Below are 20689 nucleotides of genomic sequence, written 5' to 3' on the forward strand. Positions count from 1 at the left end.
CCTTATGAGGACCCAAAGATAGCTTCCAGTAAGACAACCACTCGCTAACCCGCCCCCCACTAAGCAAGCGTCGGAAATAGGCGACATCCCAAAGGCACTCTCATCAGAGCGCGGAAGATCGCACCGAGGCACCCTCACACAAAAAGAATGCACCCACAAAGCGCCATGACGGGGAGGGGCGGACACCCAAAGGTGTCCGCCCCTCCCCGTCATCATGTGAAAGTTCCCTCCCGAAGGAAAAGAAAACAGAGACTCATCGGCGGATCAACCCCCACAATCCACCACCCTGCGCAACTATTTAGATCAGCAGCTCCGCGATCTGAACCGTGTTCAATGCCGCGCCCTTACGAAGATTATCCCCGGAGACAACCAGGACTAGTCCCCTGTCTCCGTCGATGCTCTGATCCTGTCGTATACGACCGACCAGAGAGTCGTCACCACCCGTCGCTGCCAGGGGCGTAGGTACATCAACAACCGTTACCCCGGGCGCATCCTTGAGCAGGTCCGTCGCCTCCGCAGGCGTTATGGGCCGATCAAACTCAGCGTGAATCGTCAGGGTGTGACCAGTGAACACAGGTACCCGTACACAGGTTCCCGCCACCTTAAGATCCGGGATACCCAGAATCTTTCGGGACTCGTTGCGTAACTTTTGCTCCTCATCGGTTTCCTCCGAGCCATCCTCGACGAGGTTCCCTGCCAGAGGAACGACGTTGAACGCGATCGGAGCAACATAGGGCGTGGTGTCGGCAGGCGCCACAGCTCCAGGGTCCAGCGCCAGGGAGGTAGCCCGGGCCCCGACGGCTGCGGTCTGATCCGCGAGCGCCTCCACGCCGGCTAGACCCGATCCGGAGACAGCCTGATAGGAGGACACATGCAAGCGAACGAGTCCCGCAGCGTCGTGCAATGGCTTGAGAACCGGCATCGCAGCCATGGTTGTGCAGTTGGGGTTCGCGATAATGCCCTTAACCAATCCGTCCCGGGCTTCCGGATTCACCTCAGAGACGATCAGCGGTACTTCGTCATCCTTGCGCCAGGCCGAGGAATTATCCACGACCGTAGCTCCAGCAGCAGCAAACACGGGGGCATACTTCTTCGAGGTCGACCCCCCGGCCGAGAACAGTGCGATGTCAATGCCCTTCAGCGATTCCTCAGTTACCTCTGCGAGGTCCTCCACCTTGATGTCTTCTCCACGGAACGGGAGGACAGTGCCCGCGGAACGGGAGGACGCGAAGAAACGAATACCGTCCAACGGAAAATTACGTTCTTCAAGGATGGCCCGCATGACGCGGCCAACCTGTCCGGTGGCGCCAACGACGGCTAGGGTGGTCATGGAATCAGAACTCCTTGTTTTTACATGGGAACAACCGGCCGAAGGCACTCAATGCCGGTCAAGTGGTGAAGATAACTAACGCCCGGAACCGGCGTAGACGGTAGCTTCGGTATCGCCGCCCAGTTCGAAAGCATCGTGGAGTGCACGGGCAGCAGCCTCCACGTCAGTTTCCCGGATAAGCACCGAGATCCGGATCTCCGACGTCGAGATCAGTTCAAGGTTGACGCCCGCGTCGCGCAGTGCCTCACAGAATACGGCAGTGACCCCAGGGTGGGACTTCATTCCCGCACCGACGAGGGAGACTTTGCCGATCTGATCGTCGTACAGGACATTCTCGCAGGCATCCTCCGCCTGCAGCTTCTTCAGCAGTTCCACCGCGCGCGGCCCATCGGATCGTGGGCAGGTGAATGTGATGTCGGTGCGGTTGTCCTCCAGAGACGAGATATTCTGCAAGACCATGTCGATGTTGATTTCGGCGTCGGCGAGCACGCGGAATACTCGGGCTGCTTCGCCTGGCGAATCGGGGATTCCGAGGACGGTGACCTTAGCTTCGGAAAGATCGGTTGCGACGCCGGTGAGAACTGCTTCTTCCACGGGAATATCCTCCATTGAACCGGTCACGAGAGTGCCGGGATCGTTGCTGTAGGACGAGCGTACCCGGATCGGGACGCCGAATGCACGAGCGTACTCAACACTGCGCAGCACCAGGATCTTCGACCCGACCGCCGCGAGTTCAAGCATCTCCTCAAAACACAGATGATCGAGTTTGCGGGCATTCTTCACGATACGGGGATCAGCCGTGTAGACCCCGTCAACGTCTGAATAGATCTCACAGACATCAGCGTTGAGGGCCGCAGCGAGAGCCACCGCAGTGGTGTCAGAACCGCCGCGACCGAGCGTAGTCACGTCCCGGGTGTCCTTGTTAACCCCCTGAAAACCTGCGACCAAACAGATGAAACCCTCATCCAGAGCCTCCCGAACCCGATCAGGCGTGACATCCACGATACGGGCATTGCCGTGCCGCTCCGTCGTGAGCACACCCGCCTGGGAACCAGTGAAGGACTGGGCCTTGGCACCAAACGACTCAATGGCCATAGCCACCAACGCATTTGAAATACGCTCACCTGCAGTGAGCAGCATGTCCATTTCACGCGCCGGCGGAACCGGGTTTACCTGCGCTGCCAGATCAAGGAACTCATCAGTGGTGTCACCCATGGCGGAGCAGACCACGACAACGTCGTTTCCCTGCTTCTTCGTGGCGACGATCCGCTCAGCCACACGTCGGATGCGTTCAGCGCTCTCCAGCGAGGAACCACCATATTTCTGGACGACCAGTGCCACCGCGTCACCTCTCGGTTTTCATGTCTGTTGCAAAATAGTCAACACCATCGTACTAGGCAGCACCATCACTGTATTCCACGGGCACACCACTGCCGCCCGGAAACCCGCCGACAACAGTATGGAGCTCACACGAATGGGCGTCATCAAGTGCATCCGCTAGCGTGGAACGGGTGCACAACAACGTCATCGCAGTGTTGTTCGCCCTCGCCTCCGCCCTGACCATCGCCTGGGGAACCGTCATCCGCCACCGGGTAGCGGAAGAGGCCCCGGGTGACGGCACGACACTCCGGAACACACCGATCCTCGCGGTGATAACCCGGCCCCTGTGGTGGGCCGGAACCTTCGCGGCGCTCCTCGGCTACGCGCTACAGATCGCGGCACTCGCATTCGGGACTCTTCTCGTGGTCCAGCCCGTCCTCGTACTCTCCCTCATGTTCACGTTCCCCATGTCCGCGGTCTACGACGGACGCCGTATCAGCAAAGCGGAAACCTTCTGGTCACTCGTCCTCACCATCGCCGTCGCAGTCCTCGTCATCCACGGCAAACCACGACCGGGACTCCTCGAACCTCCACTTGAACGCTGGCTTCCCGCACTCGCGGTCGGCGGTCTGCTGCTCTACATCATCAACCGACTCGCCTACACGCGGGTCCGGCGACAGAAAGCCCTCCTCCTCGGCGTGGTCACCGGTGGAGTCATGGGATACGTCGCCGTACTCTCGAAGGCCTTCGTCGACGTCTTCGTTCACCAGGGATTCACCGGAATCCTGCTGAGCTGGGAATCCTACGCACTACTCGGCGGAGCGATCCTGGGTACCGCCGTCCAACAATCCTCCTTCAACGCGGGAGCACTCCAACAGTCCCTCCCAGCCATGACCGTCACTGAACCCATCTTCGCGTTCGCCCTCGGCTACACCGTCCTCGGAGAGACATTCTCCGTCAGCGGATTCGACTGGACATGGATGGCCCTCGCACTTCTCGCCATGATCGTCTCCACATTCCTGCTCTCCCGCCGCGGAGTCAGCTAACACATGCAGACGGAACAACCGATAGAATCAGCACAGACAGAGCCGCTCACCGATTCCACCCCAATGACTATAAGGAACCGGTGTATCCCCGCCCCACCGCATGAACCCCACAGGAGAACCATGATCATCATCCCGATTCCCGTCCCCGTCGTCGTCGAGGGCCTCCGCGACACAGGCTCCGCCGCCATCGACGCCTACGTCGCGTTCATCGACTGGGTCCGGGCAGCAACCGGCTCCGCATAAAACAACACACCAGACGGCTGAACCCCACCAGGAATACCGGGGTGGGGTTCAATCGTCCGAGTCGCTCAAACCTTCGGATGCTGCTCCTGCACCTGAGTTCGCGGGCGCCGAGTCTCTTGAAAACCGAACGGCACACGCGGAAACTCTCGGTAGTACCGTTCCGGATCACACTCCAGCAGACGCATCCTACTCAGCAGCATCTCATCGGTCGGTCGTGATCTGTTGTCCACTGTGCACTTCCTCAAAAAAGTAGGCTCTGCCTCCGATTATCCCATGCCACACACCAATCGTCCGTCAAGCGGCACCGTCTGTGTCGGCCCGGATACCGGGGGCACTCTTCTCCACGGCGAATGTCAATGACATCACCGCAGCGAAGGTGCGGAACATATCCACATCATGGTCGGTTATATCACCAGCAGCGGGCGCATCAATGGTGAGTATCCCGTAGAGGGTACCTCTGATTAGCAACGGCCACGTGGCGAAAGTCTGATACCCATTACCATACTCTTCATGTACACCAGTGTTAAGAGTATCTCTCTCAAACCTATTGATACCCTTGATAGAGTCTGCAAAAGTCTTGTCTCCCCTTTGAAACACACGGTCCGACAGTTTTCCGCGGGTCCGGCCATCCTCCTGCCAGGCGGACAACGACAACCGATCAGGATTAACCGTGAACAGACAGGCACGGACCCCGTCAGTCGGCCCCAGGTCCTGGCGAATCATGTTCAGGATGAGCTTCCGCACAGATTCCATCTGGAGGCGAAGCGGCTCCTCACTCATATCGCTCATTCCATCCGCAGTCTTCAGGATCGCGCCTGACAGCTCGTTCATCGCCCAGCGGAATGCCTTGTCGTCCTGTTCAATCTGCTTCGCAACCTCCGACTGCATCTCCTCCCGTAGATCCTTCTGCTGCTTGGAGAGCTTCTCGCGCAGGTCTTTCTGCTGCTTGGAGAGCTTCTCGCGCAGGTCTTTCTGCTGCTTAGAGCGAAGGCTGATAAGCGCCAACCCGATAAGCAGAGACAAGACACCGAGAATGACCATCCACGTCCGGCCATCGTTCCCGAGAACGTAGAAAGTAACCGAAGGCCCAATCGTCACACACGCTGTGGTCAGCCACTCAGGCGCATCAGTAAGAAACCCGGATATCCGTTCCTGCAGGGTTTTTTTCTCGTCGCCCACCACTCACCTCCATTTGCCTTCATAACAACCGCCGCCCTGGCCAAATCATCCCCTTAGCAAGTCTGCATCCTTGAGGCATTGCAGTCCATTCCCTTTCATCGAACGAACCATCCGTCACCCCCGCACCACACCCGTGCACAGATTTTATGGCGACGACATGTTCAGAACACAGCGGTGAGCAAATACGTTTAGATGCCGTAAAAAAGGCCTGACCAGGAAAAATGATGACCGCACGGCGAGGACCCCCACACTCTGAATATGTCGCAATGTCCATATAGTGGAATTGCTCTCCCAAAATCGAGGTTCTGTTGTACCGTATGCCCCATGCAGCGAGCGCTTCTCCTTAGCCGCCGCGGCGGGTGGAACAAGGTCTGACACGACCGGCACCCCGTCGCGGAGTAGAGTTCTGCCGCCGGTCGTGACTTCACCACCACAACCGACCGGCCCTCATATAAGGGTCCAACAAAGGATTGAACTCTCATGGCTCCCTCTGACGCATTCATCTCAGCTCCCGCAACCATCAACACCCCCTCCGGCCCGCGTGCCGAAGATCAGGCCTCCTGGAACATGCAGCGCGGATCCGATATGCCGATCCACCGCTACCAGCCCTTCCACGAGGAAGTGGAGCCGATCAGCCTGCCGGACCGCACCTGGCCTGACCAGCGCATCACCCGCGCCCCGCAGTGGTGTGCGGTGGATCTGCGTGACGGCAACCAGGCACTGATTGACCCGATGAGCCCGGAACGCAAGCGCCGCATGTTCGAACTGCTCGTAGAGATGGGGTTCAAAGAGATCGAGGTCGGTTTTCCCTCCGCATCCCAGACGGATTTCGATTTCGTCCGTGACATCATCGAGAACAACCGCATCCCGGATGACGTGACGATCCAGGTACTGGTGCAGGCCCGCGAGCACCTGATTCGGCGCACGTTCGAGGCGTGCGAGGGCGCGAAGAACGTCATCGTGCACTTCTACAACTCCACCTCCAAGCTGCAGCGCCGCGTAGTGTTCCGCAAGGATAAGGAGCAGATCAAGAAGCTGGCGACGGATGCTGCGGAACTGGTCAAGTCCCTGGCCGCCGACTACCCGGGCACCAACTGGCGGTGGGAGTACTCCCCCGAGTCCTTCTCCGGCACCGAGGTCGCCTACGCCAAGGAGGTGTGCGACGCCGTCGTCGATGTCCTGGAGGGGACCCCGGAGAACCCGGTGATCCTGAACCTGCCCTCCACAGTGGAGATGATCACCCCGAACGTCTACGCCGACTCCATCGAGTGGATGCACCGGAACCTGGCGAAGCGGGATTCGGTTATCCTCTCCCTGCACCCGCACAACGATCGGGGTACGGGTGTCGCAGCAGCCGAGCTGGGCTACATGGCCGGTGCGGACCGCATCGAGGGATGCTTGTTCGGCAACGGTGAGCGCACCGGCAACGTTTGCCTGGTCACCCTGGGTCTGAACATGTTCACCCAGGGCGTCGACCCGCAGATCGACTTCTCGGACATCGACCGGATTCGCCGCACGGTGGAGTACTGCAACCAGCTCCGTGTGCCCGAGCGGCACCCCTACGGTGGCGACCTGGTCTTCACCGCGTTCTCGGGTTCCCACCAGGACGCCATCAACAAGGGCCTGGACGCCATGGCCGCCGGTGTCCGCGCGGGCGCAACACACACCGACGTCTCTCCCGAGGAACTGCGCGGATCAGTCTGGGAGGTGCCGTACCTGCCCATCGACCCGCGTGACGTCGGCCGTACCTACGAGGCTGTGATCCGCGTCAACAGCCAGTCTGGCAAGGGCGGCGTCGCCTACATCATGAAGACCGACCACGGCATCGCACTGCCCCGCCCGATGCAGGTGGAGTTCTCCGCCGCGGTGCAGGCCGTCACCGACGCCGAAGGCGGCGAAGTCAACTCGAAGAGCATGTGGGACATCTTCGCCGGTGAATACCTGGATCAGCGAACCCCGCTGGAACAGGTCTCGGTGCGCGTCGACGCCGCCGAAACCGAAAACGACCAGGCCTCCATCACCGCACACGTCATCCACAATGGTGAGGAGAAGACGGTCACGGGCCACGGCAACGGCCCCGTCGCTGCCTACGCCAACGCCCTCGAAGCACTGGGCATTGATGTTGAGGTGCAGGACTACAGCCAGCACGCCCGCAGTGCCGGTGACGACGCCGAAGCCGCGGCCTACATCTACGCCGATGTCAACGGCACCCGTGTCTGGGGCGTCGGAATCGCGGGCTCCATCACCTACGCATCACTGAAGGCCATTACCTCCGCCGTCAACCGGGCGAACGCAAAAGCCCCCGCATTCACCGGAGCGTAACCGCACCTTACAGAACCAAACGGCGTCACCCACACGCCTCGACTTGACCACGAACGCGGGGATCATCAAGGCCGACTACTTCATACAGCAGACCCAACACCACGTGTTGAGTCTGCTTTTCTTTTTGTACGGGTACTTGGGGTGTGGGGTGAACTCAATCCTCCAACCGCTCTCGCTCACGCTCTTCGAGTGAGACAGTCGCACGCTCCCGGCGGCGCGCGGCTTCATGCTCGGCACGCACCGAGTAGACATGCTCCAACTCGTCAAGGTACTTACCCAACGCTTCACGGATGTAGAACGCACGCGGGCATCCTGTTTTTCCGCCAGTGCATCCAACCGGTTTTTCTCATCATCCGTAAGCCGAAGACTCACAACCCACTCATGTAAACATGTTTACACTTCCCCGGTATCCCCACAAGAATCTCAGTGGGCAGTGCAGGGCAGGCACGCAGCAGGCGAAGGGGCACGGGATCAGACCATTCGCACGCGCACACCTGGCACGCCAGAGGAACGCGCACACCGCATGAAAAACGCACGCCGCTACGACACTACGAAGCACTTCACGCACAGATAACTGGCACACTTCGAAGCAAAAGTTACCCACTTTTTCCGCCGCAGACGGTCGCCTCCGGCGAGCACAACAAGACCGATCCGTGCCACAAAAAGTCGCGACACCGGACCACCTACGGACACAAAACCGGCCACACTATCGGCAGCACACTAACCCACAAACCGGCAACAAGTAGCGACTCCCCCCGCCTTTAACGCGCGCTCCCGTCCTCCGCTTCGCTCCGGTTGGGCCGTGACAATGGTGGAGACACAGCACAGGACAACGCACCGGAACGTGACACAACAGAGAGAAAGAAGCGCCCCTTTTCTTCTTTCACTGGCGTTAAACCCATCGTTTTAGAGCCACTTGTAGACGCGCGTAAACCGGCTACTGTTTTACCTGTTGGGCGGTCTGTTAAACCCCGGCCGTTAACCGGTCGGGTCGGGGTGTGAGTGTTTACGGGTATGCGAGGGTATCGACCAGGACGCAGAAAACCGACCGGCAAACAGACGAACTAACAGCCGCTGGTGTCGAGCACATCTACACGGACCACTACACCGGGCGCACGATGCAGCGCCCGAACTTTCAGGCATGTCTTGAAGTGCTTAGCGAGGGCGACACCCTTGTGGTGTGCGATCTAGACCGGCTAGGGCGCACCACCGTAGAGATCATTCACACCGCCGAGGAACTTCAACAGCGTGGAGTGCGGTTGAAAATTCTTCGACTCGGGGTGGACACATCAACCAGTGAAGGAAAATTTTTCTACCGGCTCGCCGCATCCCTTGCCGAGCTAGAAGCCGACCGGCTCAGGCAACACACCATGCAAGGACTAGAAGCCGCACGCAAACGAGGCCGGATCGGTGGCCGCCCCAAAGCCTTAACCCCCGCCCAGGCCGACCGCGCCCGCGAGCTACACGCAGCCGGGGAATCCCAACGGCGATTGGCTGAACTGTTCGGAGTCAGCCGCACTGCCATCATCACCGCTCTCAACCAGCAGTAGCCCCATAACGAAAAATGGGAAAAGCCCCCAAGGGTGTTCTGGGGGCTTTTCCCATTTTTCGTTATTGCTCTAGTGCTCGGCAACGGTTCAACTAGGCCATTCCCGCGCAAATACTGGCCGCGACGGTTTACGAACGGCGGTGTTTCCACGCTACGTTTGAAGCTGCCAGCACACTGGCCGCCACACCAATCGAAAAGAACGTGACCATCCCTTTTGCTTGGAGATCCAGCACAGCGGTGACCACGCAACCAATCGCGAAGAGACCACAGATCGCTGCGATGACTACCGGCTCTCCCCGGCCATCACCGTCGGGGAGACGCCACTTCCAGTACTGGTAGGCAAGTACAGCACTCGCCGCCATCGTGGTCGACGCCGAGAAGTACCAATACTCGAAGGACGAGGCACCAGAGCCGCCGCCAAAGTAGGCCAGAGCCAGCGACAATGAACCAATGGTGGCCAGTATTACAGTGGCCACCGCAACAGACCCGGACCGCATCATTCTGGCTCAGGTGCATTCAAGAACGGAGCAAGCTGGGCTGCTGTGATGCCGACGACACCCAGCGCGGCTGCGATCCGTTGACGGTTCTGCCAAATCAGCTTCGCGACTTTCGTAGTCAAAGCGGAAGCGAATGGGATGCCAGCACATCCCATAACAAGGTCCGCTAATTGATAGTAGATTCGATCCGCATCGTAGCCGTCACGGAACACCCACGCGGCATTGAGAACACATCCGACAATCGCTGTAGGGCCAGGAAGTGGGATTCCACGCTCTTCCTCCACAGCATTCCTATTTTCATAAGCCTTACGTATCTCTTCCGGACTCGCATCACCAAGCCAAGTAAGAGCTTCTTCTATAGTGGCCAAATTTGCATCTTCGGAACGGTCCCCGGCCGCCGTCGTATTACCTGCACGGTCAGTCATCAAAACGCCTGCGTTGGCTGGCACGATGAATCCACTTGCGAGAGAGATGGCCGTAATTGCCACTACCACACAACGTCTCGTCTTCACCGTATGCCGACACGGTCGGGCATACCCAAATTGCATCACGATCACGCCTTTCCGGTCGAGAATACTTGTCGTCCCCGGCAGTCAAGAACCTATTACGTTTGGAAACAGATTTCCAATAGGTGCGTGTATAAAATCACCCCCGAACCACCCCCTATTCGGACTATTCTACTGCCGGATAGAACTGGTAACGGGGGCTTTCTCGACATCTTGAAAATGGTCCACACTCGACCAGCTATCAGGCCAGGACATGACTGCCAAAATGTCATAGTTGACCGAACAGCGCTTTTCCATTCGCCACCATCGGGAAGACCAGACAGGCGTTATCACTCTCACCAGCCGGGAAAGAAGCCGCCGCACCCGCCCATAAAACGGGCTTCACATTGGCGAAATGCCGTCCGCCGGCAATCGCCCCACCTATGCAGGTCAGAGGCTGACTGCCAACTTGTCACAGTGGGACGAACAGGGAAAACAGGATCACCGGAAAACCCGGCTTCAGGCAGCCACACATCACCACAGCTAGAGGGCTGTGCGCCAATCTGACACGGGGGGGCTGACTACCGAGATAACCCGCGTCCAGGAGCGCGGCGAGACCAAAGCCGAGATGCTGGAAACCGAACGGCAGCGTGACGAGGAAAGGCACCAGGCCGAGCTGTCGCGGATGCAAGCCACCATCGACACCATCTTGGCCAGTGCCAAAGCCGCCACCCCGGCCAAGAAGACCGCCAGGAAAACCACCCGGCCGGCCGCAGCGAAGAAAACCACCGCAGACAAGTAACCCTCCCTCCCTCCAAAAAGCCCCCAGCAACGCCACTGGGGGCTTTTCACGTCCCAAAGAAACGCCTCATCCCGGTCACGAACCGGGGTGAGGTGTCGTTCTTCTTGCTGGCACAGATAAACCCGGTTACACCTCCGGTCGCCGATCCTCCAGACCCGCGATGATGAAATCGAGCTTCGAGTCCAGGAATCCCCTCCCGATCCAGGACTCCTGTGGCTTGAACGCATCATCCTCCTGCGCCACCTCGACCAACTTCTCAAACCCTGTCCGGCCGTCCTCCCCCGTGCCTCGCATCGTAGAAATGCTGATGTGCGTGGATATCACCGTGTCCCCGATGAAATCCAGTGCGAACAGAGCCTGGGATTCAGTGAACCCAAATTCATGAAGCGCATCGACGAGCGTCCTGGCGATTCCCTGGATGTGACGAAACGCCCCGGGGAACGTGAACAGAACCTGATCCAGACCCTGATACCGCTCACACACCATCCACGTCGTCTCCGCCCACTGTCTCAGCAGTTCCTGCCACGATCCAGCGGCGGCGTCCGGCCACTCCACTGACGCCGCTCCATGCGCCAGACACGCATCAACGAGATCATCTCTGCTATCGAACACGCGATACACCGCCGACGTCGATACCCCAATCTGCTTCGCCACCTCAGCCAGGGTGAAACGCGCAATACCGATCTCCAACGCAGCATCCACAACATCCTCGACCGAAAAACTGGGCTTCGGGCCCGTCTTACGTCCTACCCGGCGCACCGGGTGGTGGGGAGAACTCATCGGGATCATGCCGTCCAGATTAGTCATGAATCCCCGATACCTGCGCACCGACCTCACCACCATTGAGCCTATGATGGAGGTGATGACAACGACGATGCCCGACACCACAGACAGCGCGAACGAGCGCTCCGGAGACAACCGGGACCGCGCACAACGCCAGCGCGATCGCGCTGCGGAGATCGCCGCCGCGCCATATGTCGTTGCGGCGATCCAATCCACGGGCATCCACCCCAGCACCGCACGCCTCGTCGCCATCGACCTTGTCACCTACTCACCCACCGGCGATGAGGTCGATTCCTACCACGCAGTCCTCAACCCGGGTACGGATCCCGGCCCTCCCCATCTCCATGGCCTGAGTTTCGCAGAGATCCGTTCCGGACAGCGATTCGACAACGCTCTGCGCTCGGTGACCAGGCTCATCGACGGCCGTACCCTCCTGGTCCACAACGCGCCCCGGGTCTGGGGATTCATCGTCTCCGAGTCCCGGCGTGCCATCCGGAGCAACACCAACCGGACGAACCGAGGCCGTCGGGCCCGGGGCCGTAAGCGCAGACCCGGGCATGTGCCCCGACCCGTGGCGATCATCGACACACTCGCGACCGCCCGCAGGCGGTCGGTCCAACTCGATGACACCCGGATCCGAGGTGTCGCCCGTACCCTCGGACTTGATGCGCCGACGCCAGTGGCATCCGTGGAACGAGCGGATATTCGCGAATCCGAACACACCCGCACCGACAACCGGCTCATCGCGCAGCTCTTCTTCGACGCCTACGGTGGCCCAGCGGCCCTCGATGAGCAACGCCCCTTCGCGCGCCTGGACCCCGGCAACCTCCACAGTGACCGCTTCGGTCTGCAACGTAGCCACCTCCGCGTCGATGCCGCCGATGCGGAACGCCGCTTCATCAACCCCGGCCCCTGGCAGCGCGGCACACCGCTGACCGAGGGCATGGAAATTGTCGTCTCCCCGGAGATCGCGGCCGATCCGGACGACATCATCGCTGCAGCGGTCGGCGCGAACCTCAACTACTCTGAGAAGCTGACCCGCGCCACGAGTCTCGTCGTGTGCAACCAGACCACCGACCTGTCCGGGAAGGCGATGCACGCCGCGCGCAAGGGCATCCCACTGATCAGCGATTCCGCTTTCCTTGAAATCGTCGGCGGCGACATCGTACCGGGCACCCGGGAGTGACCAGTAGCATCGGGCGGTAGACTCGGCAGAATGAAACTCAACCTCCCAGCACCCGTGAAGCGGTTGCGCACCACCGTCGCCACCCTCGCGGCGACGGCCGCGACGGCGGCGTCACGGGCCACCGGACGTGGCGCGGGCGGCATGATCGGCGGCCTCGTCGCCGGCGCCATTGATCCCGCGATCATGGAGGGGCTCGGCAAAGGCCGCCCCGTCACCCTGATCACTGGCACCAACGGTAAGTCCACCACCACCCGCATGCTCGTCGCCGCGCTCCGTACCCGGTTCGACGTGGTGACCAATGAGGGCGGCGACAACATGGACGCCGGCATCATCTCCGCGCTGCTCGGCGGGCGCGACGCCAGCCACATCGTCCTTGAATGCGATGAACTGCACGTGCCCGGTGTGACGCGTCGGCTCCGCACCGACTGCCTGGTGCTGCTCAATCTGACCCGCGATCAGCTCGACCGCGTCGGGGAGATCAACTCCATCGAACGCGCGCTGCGGCAGTGCGTCACCGACAATCCGGACATGACCGTCATCGCGAACTGTGATGACGTGCTGATGACGTCTGTCGCCTACGACGCAGCGAACGTCGTGTGGGTCGCTGCCGGTAACGGCTGGCACGGGGACTCGGTCTCCTGTCCCCGCACCGGTGGGCACATCGTCCGAGACGGCGACGACTGGTATGCCGTGAAGCAACTACCCGACGGTCGCGAGTTCCGCCGTCCCACACCGGCGTGGACGATCACCGGCGACGGTCTCACCGGACCAGATGGGGCGACCCATCCCGTGAATCTCACCCTGCCCGGTACTGCGAACCGGGGTAACGCGGCCCAGGCCATCGCCGCCGCCACAGGGCACTACGCTGTCCCCGTGGGGGAAGCGTTGACAGCGGTGGAGGCGGTGGACAACGTCGCCGGACGGTACTCCACCATCCGGTTCGAGGGCCGTGACGTGCACATGCTGCTGGCGAAGAACCCCGCCGGCTGGCAGGAGGCGCTGAGCATGGTCGACCGCACCGCCGACGGGCTCGTCATCGCCGTCAACGGTCAGGTCGCCGACGGTGAGGATCTGTCCTGGATCTGGGATGTCCGTTTCGAGGACTTCGGGGAACTCTCCGTCATCGCCGCTGGTGAACGCGGCACCGATCTGGCGGTCCGGCTCACCTACGCCGACATCGACCACACCCTGGTCAAGAACACCGTCGACGCGATCCGCGCCTGTCCCGAGGGACGCATCGAGGTGCTCGCGAACTACACGGCCTTCCGCGATCTGCGCCGCGCACTGGCCAAACTCACGGAGGACAAGCAATGACCCAGATGACTATCGGCCTCATCCTCCCGGAGGTTCTGGGCACCTACGGTGACGACGGCAACGCCCTGGTCCTCCGCCAGCGTGCCCGCATGCGTGGTATCACGGCAGAGATCCACACCGTATCTCTCGGCACCCCGGTGCCGCAGAGTCTCGACGCCTACTGCCTCGGTGGCGGTGAGGACACGGCCCAGATCCTCGCGGCGGAGCACCTCATCAGCGACGGTGGTCTACGTCGGGCGGCGGACGCCGGGCGGCCAATCCTCGCGATCTGCGCAGGCTTGCAGGTGCTGGGTACCTCCTTCCGGGCGGCGGGCCGCACCGTCGACGGTGTCGGGCTGCTCGACGCCACCACCTCCACACTGGCGCAACGCACCATCGGTGAGGTCGCGTCGATGCCCACCGGCGCAGGTATCAGCGCAGCTCTCGACCAGCCGCTCACCGGCTTCGAGAACCACATGGGTGCCACGATCCTCGGTCCCGATGCCGAACCCCTCGGCACCGTCACCCGGGGTGTCGGTAACTGCGACACCCACGGCGCCACCGGAGCCGACGATCCCGGCGCGCAGACCACCGCAGAAGGGGCCGTCCAGGGCAGCGTCATCGCCACCTACATGCACGGCCCAGCGCTCGCCCGCAACCCGCAACTCGCTGACCTCATCCTCGCCCGGGCACTCGGTACCGAGCTCACGGACCTCGCTCCGCTGGACCTCGACATCGTCGACAAGCTGCGCGCGGAACGACTGCGCTAGAGCGTCAACCGACCGCTGAGCGCCCTGGACAACGTCAGCTCGTCGACGAACTCCAGATCCCCGCCCAGCGGCATGCCCGAGGCCAGCCGGGAGACCGTCAGGCCCGGGAAGTCCCGCAGCAAACGCGCCAGATACGACGCCGTCGCTTCCCCTTCCGTGTTCGGATCGGTAGCCAGAATCACCTCGGTGATCTCCGGCGCGTCATCGAACTTCGGTTCCTCCGGCGTCGAATCCGCCAGTTCACGATCTGGCAATACCCCGCCGATGCGCTGCAGCAGTGGGGAGATGTTCAGGTTCTTCGGGCCGATGTTCGCCAGCGGATCCAGTGCGCCCCCGAGCACGTGATAACGACCGTTGTACTCACCGGTCCGTTCGATGACCTGGATATCTTTCGGCTCTTCCACCACGCAGATCAGACCCTTGTCACGGCCTGAATCTGCACAGATCCGGCACACCGACTCCCGCGAGATGTTGCAGCATATCCGGCAGAAGGCCACCCCATCCCGGACCGCCCCCAGCGCATTCTGCAGCCGGGTCACATCCTCCGGTTCGACGGTCAGCAGGTGGAACGCGATGCGCTGCGCCGACTTCGGCCCCACGCCAGGTAGCCTGGACAACTCATCGATGAGGTCCTGGAGTGGTCCTTCAAACACCGGCGCTTCTCTTTCCTGTTCGGGGATGGACTATGCTGACCGACCTGAACAGCAGGCCGAACACCCTGATCAGACTACGGTTCGCCACGGCCCGAGGACAAAGTGCGAAATGACGCGTCCACCCGGCAGCACGGAACCCGCCTCACTCTGCGGGAGCGGTGGGGCGGGTTCCGTGGGAAAATTCGGGCAGAGGGGAGGATCAGCCCATCAGCCCGCCGAGGTCACCACCACTGAAGCCCTGCGAGAGCGGCGCCATCTTGGCTTCGGCGATCTCCGCGACCTTACGGTGCGCGTCCTCGTACGCTCCGACAATCAGATCCTGAAGGGTGTCGATGTCCTCGGGGTCAACGACCTTCGGGTCGATCGTGACGGCAGTGACCTGGCCGTTACCGGTCATGGTGGCCTTCACCAGACCGTTTCCGGCTTCACCGACGACGCTGGAGGCCAAGATCTCCTGCTGGGCGGCTTCAAGTTTGGCCTGCATTTCCTGGGCCTGCTGGAGAATCTGGTTCATGTCGGGCTGAGTCATTGAGTGACCTTCCTGGTGTGGGTTCCATTGGTGTGCGGTACTTCGCACGCTGTCATGACCCCCGGTGAAAACCGGTGGCCGTCTGTGCGCAGTCTACCTTCCGTTGCTCCGGTTCAGAGCTGACGTGCGCCGAGTTCCGCCGAGAGAAGCTCCATCGCGATATCCCGGGATGTACGCCGGTCGAGGGTTCCTGGACCGGATTCCGCTTCCCGTAGCATGTCCTCTTCCTCCTCGTCGATCCCGTGTACCGGGTCCGGGTCAGCAGGTCCGGGTTGCTGCGGCTGGTCATCGGTACGTTCCCGACCCACATCGGGGTGGGAGACCTCCGACGATGAAATGGCCTGTCGCGGCATGGGTGCTTCCCCGACACGCGGAACACCCTCATCATCGGAATACCCGTAAGGGTCATCGGGCATGGGGGCATCGTCATCGAAAGGCTCTGGAGGTAAAGGCACGCCTCCGGTGAAGCTGTGTGTGTCCTCGCTCGCGCCCTCCTCCCGTGGGGTGGGGTATTGTTCCCGCTGTTTGGTGACGCGGGTGATGGTGCCCTTCCATGACCGTTCCCCCGGGGAGGTGAGCCGCTCGGGCCGCTCCCCCCCGTCACCGGTGCTCCCGGTGTCTGCCGGGGTCTCGGATGCCGGGCCACCGAGTGGCGCGGGCGCGGCCCAACCGTCGACGGGCGGCTCATCGACAGAGGTCTCCGTGGCGGGGCCTTGGCGCGCCTGCTTCATGTCCTCTGTCTCGGGGCTCGGTTTCGGTGCTATCTCCTGGTGCGGCGTCATCTCCCGGTCTGGCGCAGGTTCCGGTTGAGGCTCCGACTCCGGTTTCGGCGCACTTTGGGCAGGGACCTCCGGCGGAGCCGGGGGCGCGAAGTCAAAAGGGCTGGTCCCCACCTCACAGACAACATCGAAGTCGAGCTGGAGTTCGTTCTTCAGTGCCGCGACGATGGCTCCGTTGTTGGTGGGGGCGTTGAGGCGTGCTGCGAGTGCCCCGGTGTTGTGCCCGATGACGAGGGTTGTTCCCCGGACTCCGAGCACCGTGGCTTCGGTGAGCATGATCTCGGCGACTTTGTTGTTCGCTCCAATGGTTCTACGGAGTTGCTCCCAGTTACGCCGAACGAGAGCAGCGGGGTCCTCGGCGGCAGGGACTTCCTCGCGTTTATCGACGCCGCGGGCGGCACTGTCCGTGTTTTCTGCCGGGGGGTGGCCCGGTTCCGGGGTGGGTGTCGGCGCAGGGGTTTCTGTGGGTTTCCGGGTGCGGGAGGAGCCGCGGCGGGCGATGCGTTCCGCGGTTTCACGGGCTCGGCGAACACTCTCCCTGGGTGACCCCGGCGATGGTTGCGTAACCCCACTATCGGCTGAGGTCGAGGCTTCGGACTGCTGCTGACTCTGCTCCTGATTACTGGCGGCGAGTGCCGCCGCCCGGGCGGGGGGCGGCGCGTCGGGAAGCTGACTGAGCCCTTGTTCGATGAGATCGAGTCGCTGGCTCACCCCAGCAACGCTGTCTGTGCCTGCGGGCAGCAGCATGCGGGCACAGAGAATTTCGAGGAGCAGTCGGGGGGCGGTGGCACCACGCATCTCGTCGAGGCCGTCATTGGCCAGTGCCGCCAGCCGAGCGAGCGCGGACCCCCCGAAAGCGGAGGCCTGTTCGGTGATCCCGGCTACCTGGGCGGCGGGCACGTCAACAAGCCCCATCTCAATAGCCCCTGGAACCGCTTGCAGGATCATGAGATCACGCAACCGGTCGAGGAGGTCGGAGGTGAAGCGGCGTGGATCGTGCCCGGCTTCGATGACGTCGGCGACAGTACGGAACATCGTTGCACGGTCCCCCTGCGCGAGGGCGTTGACGGCGGCGTCGATGAGAGAAGAATCCGTGACGCCGAGCAATGGGACAGCCATCTCATAGGTCAGACCGTGGGGGCCCGCCCCCGCGAGAAGCTGATCCATCACCGACAGCGAATCCCGCGGCGAACCACCACCCGCACGGATCACGAGTGGATAGACGGCGTCCTCCACATCAACGCCCTCGGCTCTGCAGGTCCGCTCAAGGAGACTGCGCATCGCGGGCGGGGTGAGAAGCCGGAACGGGTAGTGGTGGGTCCGGGAACGGATGGTACCCAGAACCTTCTCGGGTTCCGTGGTGGCGAAAATGAAAACGAGATGTGCCGGGGGTTCCTCAACGATTTTCAGCAGTGCATTGGCCCCCGCAGTGGTGATCATGTGAGCTTCGTCGATGATGAACACCCGGTACCGGGACTCCGCAGGCGCGTACAACGCCCTGTCGCGAAGTTCACGCATGTCATCGACTCCGTTGTGGCTGGCTGCGTCAAGCTCGGTGACGTCGAGATTCCCGGGTCCCCCCGGAGCGAGTGACACACACGAGTTACAGGTGCCACATGGCGTCGACGTAGGCCCCTCGACACAGTTCAGCGAACGCGCCATGATCCTCGCGGAAGACGTCTTACCGCAACCCCGTGGCCCCGAGAAGAGATAGGCGTGGTTGATCCTGCCGGAATCTAACGCCACGCTCAGCGGGTCGGTGACATGCTCCTGGCCGATGACCTCGGAGAACGTTGCGGGACGGTACTTACGATAAAGAGCCACTCCCCCAGCCTACCGGCGTGCGGGCACCTCAGTTCAGCGCCCCAGATCGAGCAGGTTGACGTTCTGCTCCACCATCGCCTGCTGGAGTGCCGGAATGCCGTACGTCCTGGCATAGGAGAACTCGTCATCGGTAAGCATGATGAGCTGAAGCAACACCGTCAGACGGGCATTCACCGGCCGCGTACCGACCCCCGGATCAGAGCCCACCTCCCCAGCTTTCTCCAGCATGCGGGGTACACCCCGCGCCCAGACGTACGGCACGACGAGGAGCCCGTGACGCACCGTCACATCCGGTTCCGCAATGAGACCCCCGAGAACACCGACACCCGGCAGCAGTTGCCCCGGGGACGCCGGAATCCTACCCATGGCGTCCCGGAGAAGCGACGCTGACGCCGCGACCACACGATCAAGACAGTCATAGGTGTCCGCAGCGACAGCGAAGATCTCACTGCGCACATCGACGGGGCAGGCGTCGAGATCGGTGGGCACCGTCGGCACACTATCAGCAGCAGACTCCGAGATACTGGACGCATCGGTGATCAGCCCGGTGTCGATCCGCCCGAAGTCGAGAGTGGTGGCGAGGCGTTCCCCGGAATCGAGGACACCGGAACCGATGTGGAAATCACCGATCCGGTGCACCTCCAGTGACCCCGGAATGAGATCGTTGATCCAGTAGGTCGTTTCCTTGAGGTCCACCGGGCCCCTCCTTCTCGTCACCGGTCACATGTCGGTGAAACGAGTATAGGGCCAGGATCAGCCCGCGAACTTCTCCGCCGCGGCAAGGAGCACACAGGTGGCAACGCCGTCCATGGCAACCTCAAGTTCCTCAACGGGCGGGAGTGACGGAGCGAGTCGGATATTGCGGTTGTTCGGATCATCGTGGAGCGGGAACGAGGACCCGGCACCGGTCAGCGCAATCCCGGCCTCCTTCGCGAGCTGAACCACGCGGGAAGCGGTGCCGTCGACAACGTCAAGAGAAATGAAGTATCCACCCTCCGGCTTCGTCCAGGTGGCTACACCGTGCGCACCGAGGCGGGTGTCGAGGATGTCGAGGACCTTGGCAAATTTCGGGGCCAGCGATTCGGCGTGCCGACGCATGAGGGCCCGGACCCCCTCGGCGTTGCCGAAATAGCGGGCGTGCGCAAGCTGGTTGACCTTGTTCGGACCGATGCCCCGGACACCCGCGTGAGTGCCGTACCAGGCCAGGTTTTCCTTCGAGGACGCAAAGATCGCAACACCCGCACCCGCGAACGTGATCTTGGAGGTTGATGTCATGAACCAGAAACGGTTCGGGTTACCGGCCTTCTCCGCAAAATCGATGACATTGTGGATGACCGGGAATTCATCGGTGAGGGTGTGCACCGCGTAGGCGTTGTCCCACACGATACGGAAATCCCTGGCGGCGGTCTCCATCTCAGCGAGTTCACGACAAACCTTCTCCGAGAAGGTGACACCGGTCGGGTTACCGAACACCGGAACGGTCCACATACCCTTGACTGACGGATCCTTGACCAGATCACGGACGACATCCATGTCCGGGCCCTCATCCGTCATCGGAACAGTAACCATCTCGAAGCCGAGATGCTCCGTGATGGTGAAATGACGGTCATAGCCCGGGACCGGACAGATCCACCGAACCTTATCGAGCTCACGCCAGGGCACTTCCGAATCATTATTTCCCCAAACGTAGGACGCGAGAATCAGATCGAACATGATATTCAGGGAGGACGCGTCACCAGCCCAGATCTGGTCCACCGGGATCCCCAGCAGATCAGAGTAGATCGCGCGAATATCAACGATGCCTGTCAACCCACCGTAATTGCGGACATCAATGCCATCAGCCGTGACGTGCTCACCGGTGCCCGGCTGGCTGAGGAGTTCCTCGGAAAAATCAAGCTGCTCCGCCGACGGCTTGCCGCGCGTCAGATCCAACTTCAGGTTCCGGGCCTTAAGTTCGTCATATTTCGCCGAGATCTCCCCGGTGAAATCGGCGAGTTCCTTCGCATCGAGATCCTGCAACGGCATGGGTGCCACCTTCCACGGTGAATGGGTGCAAAACAGTCCTGGACACCCGCCCGGGAATCAGCCCCGGCAGCAGA

The 20689-nt window shown here is 61.6% G+C and carries 20 protein-coding genes; 8 read left to right on the forward strand and 12 right to left on the reverse strand.

Annotation, left to right across the window (positions count from 1 at the left end; translation table 11 throughout):
• Positions 1–298: 298 nt before the first annotated feature.
• Together QWU43_RS08720 and QWU43_RS08725 are read right to left on the reverse strand one after the other, a co-directional pair.
• A complete protein-coding gene (locus QWU43_RS08720; protein WP_370917638.1) occupies positions 299–1330 on the reverse strand; it encodes an aspartate-semialdehyde dehydrogenase in 1032 nt (343 codons plus the stop codon).
• A 75-nt stretch (positions 1331–1405) separates the two neighbouring features.
• Positions 1406–2671 carry an aspartate kinase gene (locus QWU43_RS08725; protein ID WP_370914697.1) on the reverse strand — a complete coding sequence of 422 codons (1266 nt, stop codon included), beginning with the start codon at positions 2669–2671 and terminating at the stop codon, positions 1406–1408.
• A 170-nt stretch (positions 2672–2841) separates the two neighbouring features.
• Here QWU43_RS08725 and QWU43_RS08730 point away from each other — a divergent pair, with 170 nt between their 5' ends.
• A complete protein-coding gene (locus QWU43_RS08730) occupies positions 2842–3696 on the forward strand; it encodes a DMT family transporter (RefSeq protein WP_370914698.1) in 855 nt (284 codons plus the stop codon).
• Positions 3697–3816: 120 nt separating this feature from the next.
• Positions 3817–3939, forward strand: coding sequence for a hypothetical protein (locus tag QWU43_RS08735; protein WP_370914699.1), 123 nt, complete (start codon positions 3817–3819; stop codon positions 3937–3939).
• 294 nt (positions 3940–4233) lie between these two features.
• Here the strand turns inward: QWU43_RS08735 and QWU43_RS08740 are convergent, their stop codons facing one another.
• Positions 4234–5118: a GAF domain-containing protein gene (locus QWU43_RS08740; RefSeq protein ID WP_370917639.1), complete on the reverse strand. Its 885-nt coding sequence runs from the start codon at positions 5116–5118 to the stop codon at positions 4234–4236.
• A gap of 480 nt (positions 5119–5598) precedes the next feature.
• Here QWU43_RS08740 and leuA point away from each other — a divergent pair, with 480 nt between their 5' ends.
• Positions 5599–7440: a 2-isopropylmalate synthase gene (leuA, locus tag QWU43_RS08745; protein WP_370914701.1), complete on the forward strand. Its 1842-nt coding sequence runs from the start codon at positions 5599–5601 to the stop codon at positions 7438–7440.
• Positions 7441–7594: 154 nt separating this feature from the next.
• Here leuA and QWU43_RS08750 read toward each other — a convergent pair whose 3' ends face one another.
• Entirely contained in the window at positions 7595–7720 is a 126-nt protein-coding gene (locus QWU43_RS08750) for a hypothetical protein (RefSeq protein WP_370914702.1), read from the reverse strand.
• 718 nt (positions 7721–8438) lie between these two features.
• On the opposite strand from QWU43_RS08750, the gene QWU43_RS08755 reads away from it, so the two are divergent.
• Positions 8439–8990: a recombinase family protein gene (locus QWU43_RS08755; RefSeq protein WP_370917640.1), complete on the forward strand. Its 552-nt coding sequence runs from the start codon at positions 8439–8441 to the stop codon at positions 8988–8990.
• Between the two features lie 127 nt (positions 8991–9117).
• Here QWU43_RS08755 and QWU43_RS08760 read toward each other — a convergent pair whose 3' ends face one another.
• Complete coding sequence (locus QWU43_RS08760) at positions 9118–9465, reverse strand: hypothetical protein (protein WP_370917641.1); 348 nt, start codon at positions 9463–9465, stop codon at positions 9118–9120.
• A 20-nt stretch (positions 9466–9485) separates the two neighbouring features.
• Entirely contained in the window at positions 9486–9911 is a 426-nt protein-coding gene (locus QWU43_RS08765; protein WP_370917642.1) for a hypothetical protein, read from the reverse strand.
• A 613-nt stretch (positions 9912–10524) separates the two neighbouring features.
• On the opposite strand from QWU43_RS08765, the gene QWU43_RS08770 reads away from it, so the two are divergent.
• Positions 10525–10773, forward strand: a complete 249-nt coding sequence (locus QWU43_RS08770) for a hypothetical protein (RefSeq protein WP_370917643.1) — start codon at positions 10525–10527, stop codon at positions 10771–10773.
• A 126-nt stretch (positions 10774–10899) separates the two neighbouring features.
• Here QWU43_RS08770 and QWU43_RS08775 read toward each other — a convergent pair whose 3' ends face one another.
• Positions 10900–11580, reverse strand: coding sequence for a TetR/AcrR family transcriptional regulator (locus QWU43_RS08775; RefSeq protein ID WP_370914707.1), 681 nt, complete (start codon positions 11578–11580; stop codon positions 10900–10902).
• A gap of 55 nt (positions 11581–11635) precedes the next feature.
• Here QWU43_RS08775 and QWU43_RS08780 point away from each other — a divergent pair, with 55 nt between their 5' ends.
• From QWU43_RS08780 to QWU43_RS08790, 3 genes are read left to right on the forward strand one after another with little or no spacing between them, the layout of a single operon-like run.
• Positions 11636–12742: a DNA polymerase III subunit epsilon gene (locus tag QWU43_RS08780; protein ID WP_370917753.1), complete on the forward strand. Its 1107-nt coding sequence runs from the start codon at positions 11636–11638 to the stop codon at positions 12740–12742.
• A 30-nt stretch (positions 12743–12772) separates the two neighbouring features.
• Positions 12773–14056 carry a MurT ligase domain-containing protein gene (locus QWU43_RS08785; protein WP_370914708.1) on the forward strand — a complete coding sequence of 428 codons (1284 nt, stop codon included), beginning with the start codon at positions 12773–12775 and terminating at the stop codon, positions 14054–14056.
• Positions 14053–14805, forward strand: coding sequence for a type 1 glutamine amidotransferase (locus QWU43_RS08790; protein WP_370914709.1), 753 nt, complete (start codon positions 14053–14055; stop codon positions 14803–14805). Before QWU43_RS08785 ends, QWU43_RS08790 begins: the two co-directional genes overlap by 4 nt.
• On the opposite strand, the gene QWU43_RS08795 is transcribed toward QWU43_RS08790, so the two are convergent.
• From QWU43_RS08795 to QWU43_RS08815, 5 genes are all read right to left on the reverse strand, one after another.
• Positions 14802–15458: a recombination mediator RecR gene (locus QWU43_RS08795; protein WP_370917644.1), complete on the reverse strand. Its 657-nt coding sequence runs from the start codon at positions 15456–15458 to the stop codon at positions 14802–14804. The genes QWU43_RS08790 and QWU43_RS08795 overlap by 4 nt on opposite strands.
• Positions 15459–15657: 199 nt before the next feature.
• Positions 15658–15987, reverse strand: coding sequence for a YbaB/EbfC family nucleoid-associated protein (locus tag QWU43_RS08800; protein WP_370914711.1), 330 nt, complete (start codon positions 15985–15987; stop codon positions 15658–15660).
• Positions 15988–16100: 113 nt separating this feature from the next.
• Positions 16101–18590 (reverse strand): DNA polymerase III subunit gamma and tau, encoded by a 2490-nt coding sequence (locus QWU43_RS08805; RefSeq protein ID WP_370917645.1) that lies wholly within the window; start codon positions 18588–18590, stop codon positions 16101–16103.
• 33 nt (positions 18591–18623) lie between these two features.
• Positions 18624–19286: a hypothetical protein gene (locus tag QWU43_RS08810; protein WP_370914713.1), complete on the reverse strand. Its 663-nt coding sequence runs from the start codon at positions 19284–19286 to the stop codon at positions 18624–18626.
• A 57-nt stretch (positions 19287–19343) separates the two neighbouring features.
• Positions 19344–20615 carry an aminotransferase class I/II-fold pyridoxal phosphate-dependent enzyme gene (locus QWU43_RS08815; RefSeq protein WP_370917646.1) on the reverse strand — a complete coding sequence of 424 codons (1272 nt, stop codon included), beginning with the start codon at positions 20613–20615 and terminating at the stop codon, positions 19344–19346.
• Positions 20616–20689 lie beyond the last annotated feature (74 nt).

This window comes from Corynebacterium sp. CCM 9204 (genome assembly GCF_041357695.1).
GTDB lineage: Bacteria > Actinomycetota > Actinomycetes > Mycobacteriales > Mycobacteriaceae > Corynebacterium.

Excerpts from the sequence above, each read along its gene's own strand:
- QWU43_RS08775 (WP_370914707.1), bottom strand. The coding sequence starts at position 11,580 with ATGACTAATCTGGACGGCATGATCCCGATGAGTTCTCCCCACCACCCG.
- leuA (WP_370914701.1), top strand. The coding sequence starts at position 5,599 with ATGGCTCCCTCTGACGCATTCATCTCAGCTCCCGCAACCATCAACACC.
- QWU43_RS08815 (WP_370917646.1), bottom strand. The coding sequence starts at position 20,615 with ATGCCGTTGCAGGATCTCGATGCGAAGGAACTCGCCGATTTCACCGGG.
- QWU43_RS08735 (WP_370914699.1), top strand. The coding sequence starts at position 3,817 with ATGATCATCATCCCGATTCCCGTCCCCGTCGTCGTCGAGGGCCTCCGC.
- QWU43_RS08765 (WP_370917642.1), bottom strand. The coding sequence starts at position 9,911 with ATGACTGACCGTGCAGGTAATACGACGGCGGCCGGGGACCGTTCCGAA.
- QWU43_RS08785 (WP_370914708.1), top strand. The coding sequence starts at position 12,773 with ATGAAACTCAACCTCCCAGCACCCGTGAAGCGGTTGCGCACCACCGTC.
- QWU43_RS08800 (WP_370914711.1), bottom strand. The coding sequence starts at position 15,987 with ATGACTCAGCCCGACATGAACCAGATTCTCCAGCAGGCCCAGGAAATG.
- QWU43_RS08720 (WP_370917638.1), bottom strand. The coding sequence starts at position 1,330 with ATGACCACCCTAGCCGTCGTTGGCGCCACCGGACAGGTTGGCCGCGTC.
- QWU43_RS08780 (WP_370917753.1), top strand. The coding sequence starts at position 11,636 with ATGACAACGACGATGCCCGACACCACAGACAGCGCGAACGAGCGCTCC.
- QWU43_RS08790 (WP_370914709.1), top strand. The coding sequence starts at position 14,053 with ATGACCCAGATGACTATCGGCCTCATCCTCCCGGAGGTTCTGGGCACC.